Annotated in this window: 10 protein-coding genes; 4 read left to right on the top strand and 6 right to left on the bottom strand. The window is 71.8% G+C overall.

Annotated elements, in window-relative coordinates:
* The first annotated feature begins 350 nt into the window (after window positions 1-350).
* A complete protein-coding gene (locus FXO23_RS31965) occupies window positions 351-1,583 on the top strand; it encodes an MFS transporter (RefSeq protein ID WP_158889207.1) in 1,233 nt (410 codons plus the stop codon).
* Here FXO23_RS31965 and FXO23_RS31960 read toward each other — a convergent pair.
* The 6 genes from FXO23_RS31960 to FXO23_RS31935 form a co-directional block, all read right to left on the bottom strand.
* Window positions 1,549-2,409: an oxidoreductase gene (locus FXO23_RS31960; protein WP_158889206.1), complete on the bottom strand. Its 861-nt coding sequence runs from the start codon at window positions 2,407-2,409 to the stop codon at window positions 1,549-1,551. The genes FXO23_RS31965 and FXO23_RS31960 overlap by 35 nt on opposite strands.
* 25 nt (window positions 2,410-2,434) lie before the next feature.
* Window positions 2,435-2,608, bottom strand: coding sequence for a hypothetical protein (locus FXO23_RS31955; RefSeq protein ID WP_158889205.1), 174 nt, complete (start codon window positions 2,606-2,608; stop codon window positions 2,435-2,437).
* Window positions 2,590-2,934, bottom strand: coding sequence for a hypothetical protein (locus FXO23_RS31950; RefSeq protein WP_179956935.1), 345 nt, complete (start codon window positions 2,932-2,934; stop codon window positions 2,590-2,592). The genes FXO23_RS31955 and FXO23_RS31950 overlap by 19 nt, the downstream gene beginning before the upstream one ends.
* 296 nt (window positions 2,935-3,230) lie before the next feature.
* Window positions 3,231-3,926, bottom strand: coding sequence for a maleylpyruvate isomerase family mycothiol-dependent enzyme (locus FXO23_RS31945; protein ID WP_158889204.1), 696 nt, complete (start codon window positions 3,924-3,926; stop codon window positions 3,231-3,233).
* A complete protein-coding gene (locus FXO23_RS31940; protein ID WP_158889203.1) occupies window positions 3,919-4,746 on the bottom strand; it encodes a fumarylacetoacetate hydrolase family protein in 828 nt (275 codons plus the stop codon). Before FXO23_RS31940 ends, FXO23_RS31945 begins: the two co-directional genes overlap by 8 nt.
* Entirely contained in the window at window positions 4,743-5,807 is a 1,065-nt protein-coding gene (locus FXO23_RS31935; RefSeq protein WP_218952205.1) for a cupin domain-containing protein, read from the bottom strand. Before FXO23_RS31935 ends, FXO23_RS31940 begins: the two co-directional genes overlap by 4 nt.
* Before the next feature lie 80 nt (window positions 5,808-5,887).
* Here FXO23_RS31935 and FXO23_RS31930 point away from each other — a divergent pair, with 80 nt between their 5' ends.
* From FXO23_RS31930 to FXO23_RS31920, 3 genes are all read left to right on the top strand, one after another.
* Window positions 5,888-6,634, top strand: a complete 747-nt coding sequence (locus tag FXO23_RS31930; RefSeq protein WP_246258151.1) for an IclR family transcriptional regulator — start codon at window positions 5,888-5,890, stop codon at window positions 6,632-6,634.
* Window positions 6,635-6,889: 255 nt separating this feature from the next.
* Window positions 6,890-7,483, top strand: coding sequence for a TetR/AcrR family transcriptional regulator (locus FXO23_RS31925; protein ID WP_158889201.1), 594 nt, complete (start codon window positions 6,890-6,892; stop codon window positions 7,481-7,483).
* Complete coding sequence (locus FXO23_RS31920) at window positions 7,480-8,640, top strand: FAD-dependent monooxygenase (RefSeq protein ID WP_158889200.1); 1,161 nt, start codon at window positions 7,480-7,482, stop codon at window positions 8,638-8,640. Before FXO23_RS31925 ends, FXO23_RS31920 begins: the two co-directional genes overlap by 4 nt.
* Window positions 8,641-8,652: the final 12 nt, after the last annotated feature.

The raw sequence follows: 8,652 nt of genomic DNA, 5'->3' as shown, positions 1-8,652 counted from the left end.
CACCCCCATGTCAAAACCACCAACCCCCCACGTTAAAACACCAGACCGGTTAGAACCGGTCCAAACCCTCACGACCCCCGCCATCCGGTCACTTCGCGGCAGCAAGGGACCTTTACTCCGTTCTGGCTGGAGTAAAGGTCCCTCGCTCCCGTTGAGCGATAGCGAAGGTCCCTTCCTGCCGCCGCTCGCCGAAACCCGAAAGTGCGCGCACTTTCGGTGTGAGGGCGGCGGGGGTGTCCGGTAAGGGCCGGATTCCCGCTACCAGAACAGCTCCCGGTTTCCGGTCAGTTCGGGGACGGATCCTGTTGTACTTCCGGCGAGCGGGGGCGGGAGCGGACGAAGGAGTTCGGATGACAGTCGACGGAGTGCGGGACACGCGGACCGCCGCGCCCTGGCTGGTGGTCGCGCTGTGCGCGGGCGCGATCACCGTGGAGGGGTACGACCTGATCGTTTTCGGGGTCACGCTGCCCAAACTCATGGTCGAACCCGGCTGGGGCCTCACTTCGTCGGCGGCGGGCGTACTGGGCAGCATGGCCTACGTCGGCATGCTGCTCGGCGCGCTCACCAGCGGTATGTTGTCCGACCGCCTGGGCCGCCGGAGGCTCGTCCTGGTCTCGATCGGCTGCTTCACGCTCTGCACCGTCGCCTGCGCGGTCGCCGCCGCGCCCTGGCAGCTCGGCGTTTTCCGCCTGCTGGCCGGGATCGGCATGGGTGGCGTGCTGCCGTGCACGGTCGCGCTGACCAAGGAATCGGTGCCGGGGCGGCACGCGAGCACCGCGGCGACCGTTCTGCTGGCCGGTGTCCCGGTCGGCGGCGCGCTGGCCGCGCTCACCGCGGTTCCGGTGCTCGATCCCGCGGGGTGGCGCGCGATGTTCCTCATCGGCGCGGCCGTGTCCGCCGCCGTACTGGCCCTGGGCCTCTGGCGTCTGCCCGAGTCGGGAGCGCACGATCGGGACGGGGTGCCCGCGCGGCGGCGATTCGGCGAGCTGTTCGGCCGCGACCGGGCGTGGCACAGCACGCTGTTCGCGGTGGCCGCCTTCTGCTGCCTGCTTACCTGGCTGGGCCTGAACACCTGGCTCACCCAGCTGATGCGCACGATGAACTACCCGCTCGGTTCGGCGTTGCGGGTGACCCTGGTGCTCAACCTCGGCGCCGCCCTCGGTTCGATCCTGCTCGCCCGCATCGCGGACCGGCACGGCGTCCGGATCGTGGCGGTGGCCTCGTGCGTGCTGACCGCGGCCGCCATCGTCGCCCTGGCCGCCGGTTCCAGCGCCACCGCGCTCGTCCTCGGCAGCACCGCGCTGACCGGGATCGGCGCCCAGACGGCACTCACCTTGATCAACGCCTGGGTCGCCGACATGTACCCGGTGCGCCTGCGCGGCACCGCCCTGGGCTGGATGTCCTCGGCCGGCCGCCTCGGCGCCGTGCTCGCGCCGCTGCTCGGCGGCTGGGTCCTGCAAGCCGGACTCGGGCCCCGGGCGGTGTTCTACGTCTTCGCCGGGGCTGCCGCATTCGCCGCGGTCGTGCTGCTGGCCGTCCCCGGTGCGGTCACGCGGTCAGTTCGGCCACCTCGGCATCGGTGAGCCGCAGCGAACCCGCCGCCACGTTCTCCTCCAGGTGCGCGATCGAGGAAGTGCCGGGGATCAGCAGGATCGCGGGCGAACGCCGCAGCAGCCAGGCCAGGTTCACCTGCGCCTGGCTGGCCCCGTGCGCGGCGGCGATGCGCGCCACGGCGGTGTGGGCCGCCGGGCCGGAACCGCCGAGCGGGAAGAACGGCACGTAACCGATGCCCAGTTCGGCGCATTCGTCCACCAGCGCGGCGTCGCGCTGATCGGCGAGGTTGAACATGTTCTGCACGGTGGCCACCGGCGCGATCCGCCGCGCCGCGGCCAGGTGCGCGGAGTCGGCGTTGCTCAGCCCGAGGTGCCGGATCAGCCCCTGTTCGCGCAGTTCGGCGAGCGCGCCGAAGGCGTCCTCGAGCGATTCGTCCGGCGACCCCATCAGCCGGAGGTTGACCAGGTCCAGCCGCTCGAGCCCGAGCCGCCGCAGGTTGTCGTGCACCGCGGACCGCAGTTCCGCGGGCGAGATCGCGGGCAACCAGCTCGCGTCCGAACCGCGCCGGGCGCCGACCTTGGTGACCAGCACCAGGTTTTCCGGGTACGGGTGCAACGCCTCCTTGATGAGTTCGTTCACCACGTGCGGGCCGTAGTAGTCGCTGGTGTCGATGTGGTTCACGCCCAGTTCGACCGCGCGGCGCAACACCGCGAGCGCGCCGTCGCGATCCTGGGGCGGGCCGAAGACACCCGGCCCGGCGAGCTGCATCGCGCCGTAACCGAGCCGGGTGATCGGGAGGTCACCGCCGAGTTCCCACCGCCCGGCCGCGGCGGCGTCGAGGTTCGTCGAGGTCATGGCCCCCAGCTTGCCACGCGATCGCCTAGCCGGGCAGCCCGCGCACCAGGTAGTCCCAGACCTGGCCGATCGCGCCGGGTGCGTAGCTGTGCTCCCGTTTGGACAGTGACTCCGCGGAATCGGACCAAACCGGCCACCCGCCGAACGACTGGGTGAGCAGCTGCTGCCGCGCGGCCCCTTTCAGCAGGATCGCCGCCAAGCTGAACTCGTTGATCTCGCGCCGAGCCCGCCCGCCATCGCGTCGCAGAGCATGGTCACGAACCCGGCCCCGCGCTGGTCAACGACGCATTCGGAGACCGCGTTCTGGGTGGCCCACGTCGAAGCGACCGAAGCCTTGCCGATCCCGGCCGGGAACGTGCGGTTGTTGATCGTGCCCGGTTCACTGATCACCTCGACGCAGCGGTAGACGCTGCCGGGCGCCCAGGGCAGTTCCGGGCAGAGCATGGTGAGCAGGATCGGCATGATCCCGCCGCGCAGCCCGGCGAGGGTGCAGTTGCCGAGCGCGGCCGCCAGCTCGTCCAGCACGGCCAGGAATCCTTGCGCGAAATCCGGTGACGTGGAGGGTGTCTTGGCGGAAGAGAGGCGGCCGTCCTGATCGGCGGCGAAGGCGTCGGTGAACCTGCGAGCGTGAGGGGGCCGGGTGCTGGGTGGTCGTGAGTGGACAGGCCGGTTAGAACCGGTCCAAACACTCACGACCCGCTGCCTGCCGAGGCGTGAGCGTCAGCGTGCCGACGGGTCGCGGTGTACCCCGCGGTAGAGCCATTCGAGGTGGCGGTGGTCGTCCGGGGCGCGCTGGGTGAAGACCTCGTCGCGCAGCCCTCCTAGAGCCAGGCGGGCAGCGTGGGCAGTTGCGCGGCGCCGGTGCGCACGCCGGTGACGGTCCGGCCGAGCAGCCAGCCGAGCAGATCGGCGGCGCTGCCGGTGACCGCGATCGGTGCGCCCGCCCCGACCGTCCACTTCGCACCGCGATCGTCGGGCCGCAGCTCCACGCCCGGGCAGCCCGGGTTCCGGCCGATCGAGGCCGCGGCCTCGGTGAACAACGCGTCCACGAAATCCCCGGGCAGCGCGGCGAAACCGACGCGCGCGTCGAGATCGACGGCGTGGATCCACACCTCGCGGCTACGCAGCCAGAGCACGTCGGACGCCGGGATGTCCCGGCCCTGCGCGGTGCGGACCCGGGCGGCCCACGCCTCGGACGGGAGGGTCGCGATCGCTTCGGCGAGCCGGGCCGCGCTGTCGCGCACGTCCGCGAACAGCTCCGCCGCCGGTTGCCGCGCACCGGCCTCGATATCCGCGTCCCGCCGCGCCTGGTCGCGGTACATCGGCGTCTCGACCCCGGTGCGCGCCCAGGCCAGCAGGTTGCCCAGCGCGTCGGCGTTGCGCGCGAGATGCGCCAGGACGTGGGCGCGGCTCCACCCCGGCAGCAACGAGGGTTCGCCGACCGCCAGCCCGTCGAGCGTGCGCAGCACGGTCTCGGTGCCCGCGTCGACCCAAGCTTGCCATCGCCGGTCAGGCATCCGCTTTCTCCCGTCGGCAGTTGTTGCGGCATTCGCCGATGCCGTCGATCCGGGTGGTGACCACCGAGCCCTCGGCCAGGTAGCGGCGGGGATCGCGGCCGTGGCCGACCCCGGCGGGCGTGCCGGTCGCGAGCACGTCCCCTGGTCGAAGCGTGACGATCTGGGAAACGTAGGCGACCAGCGCCGCCGCGTCGAAGAGGAGATCGGCGGTGTCGGCGCGCTGCATCGGCTCGCCGTCGACCAGGCAGCTGATCTCCCCCGGGCGCGCCTCGTCCGGGGTGACCAGCACCGGGCCGAGCGGCGTGGTGTGCTCGAACGTCTTGCCCTGCAACCATTCCCGGGTGCGGAACTGCCAGTCGCGCGCGGTGATGTCGTTGAGCACGCTGTACCCGGCGATGCAGTCCGGCGCCCGTTCCGCGCTCACCCGGCGGGCGGGCGCGCCGATCACCACGGCGAGTTCGGCTTCCCAGTCCACCGAATCGGACCCGCTCGGCAGCACGATGTCGTCGTACGCGCCGATGAGGCTGGACGGGAACTTCGCGAACAGGGTCGGGAACTCCGGCAGGTCCCGGCCCATTTCCAGGATGTGCCCGCGGTAGTTGAGGCCGACGCAGACGATCTTCTCCGGATGCGGCACCAGCGGGGCGTAGTCGAGCCCGGCCACCGGATGCGCGCGGCCCTGTGCGGTTTGGGCGCGCTCGCGCCAGTCCGGCCGGGCGAGCAGCGCGCCGAGATCGGCGTCCCCGGTCTCGATCGCGCGGTCGGCGTCGACGCGTACCGCGGCGGTGCCGGTGGCCGTGCGGACGGTCGCGAGCCTCATCGCACGATCTCCGCGGACTGGTTGAGGCGCAGGCGTTCGATCACCGGCGCGTCGCTGAACCGAAACAAGTCGAGGCGGTCGTTCGCCCGGATCTCGGTCTCGCCCCAGGACGGCACCGCGACCAGATCACCGCGGTCCACTTCGGACCGCACGCCGTCGAGCACGAACGCGCCCGAACCGTCGAAGACCTGCCACACCGAGGACGACACCTCGCGCCGCGCGGACCGGACCGCGCCGGGGCGCAGGCGGTGCATCTCGGTCCGGATCGTCGGCAGCACGTCGTCGCCGTTGACCGGATTGGCGAACCGGATCGCCGCGTGCCCGGGCCCGGCGGCGCCGGGGTGGCCCTCGTCGGCGAGCTCGAGCTGGGCGGCCAGCGCGGCGTCGGTGTGCTCCCAGCGGTACGCGGACAGCGGCGAGGAGATCGCCGAACCGGCGACGCCCACCGGCACCAGGCCCGGATGCCCCCACAACCGCTCGGCCCGCGATCGGTCCGGAGTGGACAGTCCGGACAGGCGTTCTTCGCCGAATTCGAAGAAGTTCGCGTCCAGGTAACCGACCAGCGGGATGTCCAGGCCGTCCAGCCAGGCCATCGGCTCGTCGGTGGTGTTGTGGTGCCCGTGGAACGCCCAGGCCGGGGTCAGCAGCAGATCACCTCGGCGCATCGCGACCGGGTCCCCGTCGACGACCGTCCACACCCCCTCGCCCTCCAGCACGAACCGGAAGGCGTTCTGGCTGTGCCGGTGCGCGGGCGCGGTTTCCCGCGCACCGAGGTACTGCACGGCGGCCCACAGCGTCGGGGTCGCGTGCGGCAGCCCGGCCAGGCCGGGATTGGCGAGCGCGATCGCCCGGCGCTCGCCGCCGCGGCCGACCGGCACCAGCGCACCGGCCCGCTGGGCCAGCGGGTACAGGTCGCGCCAGCGCCACCGGTGCGCCGCCGCGGCGGGCCGCGGCGTCACCGGCATCAGGTCCTCGCGCTGCGTCCACAGCGGCAGCAGACCGTGCCGCCCGAAGTCCTCGTACAACCGTTCCAGCTCGGTGTCGACCTCAACGCCTGCCATCAGTTCCTCCCTGAAGTTCCGGCACCCCACGGTAGGACGCATCTTCTGCATTGAAGAACAGATCGCTACGCTATTTTGCTGTGCAGAACTACCCGTACCTCGTCGAGTCGGTCGACAACGCGCTCCGGCTGCTGCTGATGCTGCAGCGGAACCCGGAGCTCCGGTTGTCCGAGGCGGCCGACGAGCTCGGGGTCGCGCGCTCGACCGTGCACCGGCTGCTCGCCACGCTGCGCCACCGGGGTTTCGTCACCCAGGGCGAGGACAAGCTCTACCACCCGGGTCCCGCGCTGTGCCGATTCGGCGTGCCGCGGCGTTCACATGGCGAACTGAAGGACGCGGCGCGCCCGCACCTGCGCTGGCTCAACAAGCAGGTCGGCGAAACCGTGCACCTGATGGTCCGCACCGGCCGCGAGGTGCGCTTCCTGGACAGCATCGAAGGCGCGCAGGCACTGCGCGTCGGCTCGCGGATCGGGGTGACCCTGCCCGCCCACCTCACCTCCGGCGGAAAGGCGCTGCTCGCCGATCTTCCGCCCGCCGAACTCGGCGAACTCCTCCGCGCCGACCACGAGGGCCCGCCGATCGCGGACGCGGACCGGCTGCTGCGCGAACTCGACGCCGTGCGGCGGCGGGGTTTCGGCCTGAACAACGGCGAAAGCGAACCGGGCCTCACCGCGGTGGGCATGTGCCTGCGCGACAACGAGAACCGCGCGGTGGCCGCCCTGGCCGTCTCCGCCCCGTCGGTCCGGTTCCGCCGCGGCCACATCCCGGCAACCCTCGACCTGCTCAAAACCGCCGTCCAGCGCACCCGCTCCGACCTCGCCTGGTAACCCCGGCAGCCGAACTACACACTCGGGCACGCGAGTTACACACTCAGACACGCGAACATCACACTCAGGCAAGCGAACCGCACGTTCGAAACCACCCATCCCCGGCACCGGCTTCCCAGCGGCGACCAGATCGCCCGTCGAGTGCCGCGCATTCGACGATCCGAGTGTGCATTTCGCAGTCCCGAACGTGTAACTCACGTGCCCGAGTGTGTGACTCGCGTGCGCGAACGTGTAGTTCGCGTGTATGTTGGCCGTATGAGTAAGTTAGTCGAGCGGCCAAGTTCGGGGCGGGGGCAGCGGCGGCGGGAGCAGTTGATCGAGGCGGGTGTCGAGTTGCTCGCCGAGGGTGGGTGGCCGGCCGTCACCACGCGCGCGGTCGCCGAACGGGGTGCGGCCAACACCGGGTTGATCCACTACCACTTCGGCGGGCTTCCCGGGCTGCACGCGGCCATCGCGCGGAAGGCGGGGGACGCCGTGGCCGCCCCGGCCGTGGAGAGCCTCCTCGCCGCGGCGGACTCGGCGGCCGCGCTGGAGGCGTTGCGCCGCGGGGTGCGGGAGGCGACGGCCGATGAGAAGGTCCAGCGCCTCGCCGTCGAACTGCTCGCCGGGGCCATGCGCGACCCGGAACTCGGCGGGGCCTTGCGCGACGGGCTCCGCGAGGCGCGCGAGCAGATCGCGGCCTGGCTGGCGCGCCTGCACCCGCGCTGGTCACCGGATCGGCGGGCCGGGATGGCGACGCTCGTGGCGGCCCTGATCGACGGGCTCACGATGCACCTGATGCTCGACGACGAGCTGGGAGTCGACGCCGCACTGGACGCGCTGGAGCAGGCGATCGGAGGAGCGGCATGAGGATTCTCGTTTCCGGCGGCGGTGTCTCCGGGCTGACCCTCGCCTACTGGCTGAACCGCCACGGCCACACCCCGGTCGTCGTCGAGCGGACACCGCACGGCAGCTACGGCGGTTACGGCATCGACTTCTTCGGCTCCGGGTACGACGTGGCGTCGCGGATGGGCATCGTCGATCAGCTGGTGGACCGGCAGGTTCCGGCCAAGTCGATCGCCTACGTGGACGGGAACGGCCGGGTGAGCGCACGGTTGGAGCGGCGGCTGCTGGAACAGATCATCCGGGGTCCCTACCTCGCGCTGCTGCACAGCACGCTCGACGAGGCGCTCACCGAACTCGTGCGGGACGAGGTGGAAATCCGCTACGACAGCCGGATCGCCGGGATACGGCAGCACGGCACCGGGGTGGACGTCGTTTTCGCCGACGGCGCCGAGGAAAGCTTCGATCTGCTGATCGGCGCGGACGGGGTGCATTCGAAGACCCGCGAGCTGGTTTTCGGTCCCGAACGGCAGTTCGCCCGGAACCTGGGTTACCTCCTCGCGTGCTACCCGGTCGAGGACGTCTACCGGCTCGGACCGGTGCGCACGCACTACAACGAACCCGGCCGGTTGGCCGCGCTGTACGGCACCGGGGTGCCTGGCGAGGCGGTGGCGTTGTTCGTCTTCCGCTCGGACGACCGCCACGTCCCGCGCGCGGAGCGGCCCGCGAAGCTGCGCGCGGCGCTCGGGGGCATGGGCTGGCTCGTGCCCCAGCTGTGCGCGGCCGCGCCGGAGGACGAGATCTTCATGGACACCCTCACCCAGATCCACCTGCCGACCTGGTACCGCGGCCGGGTCGCGCTGATCGGCGACGCGTGCGGGGCGATGACCATGGCCAGCGCGCAGGGCGCGTCCCTGGCGATGGCCGGTGGTTACCTCCTCGCCGAGGCGCTGCGCGACCACACCGATCCCGGGGCCGCCTTCGCCGCGTACGAACGCCGCGTGCGCCCGCCCGTCGTGCGAAGACAGCGGCGCGCCCGCGGGTTCGCCAAGGCCGTGGCGCCCGCCAGCCGCGCCGGGCTGGCCGCGCAGCGGCTGGGCGCCCGGGCACTACTGCACCAGCCGCTCGCCGGTCTGCTGCGGCTCGGCTACGGCGACACCACCAGCATCCTTCCACCGTCCTGAAAGGACAGATAG

The organism is Amycolatopsis anabasis, from assembly GCF_009765355.1.
Taxonomy (GTDB): domain Bacteria; phylum Actinomycetota; class Actinomycetes; order Mycobacteriales; family Pseudonocardiaceae; genus Amycolatopsis; species Amycolatopsis anabasis.
Note: the sequence above shows the minus strand (reverse complement) of the source record. Positions and strands in the feature narration are given on the sequence as shown.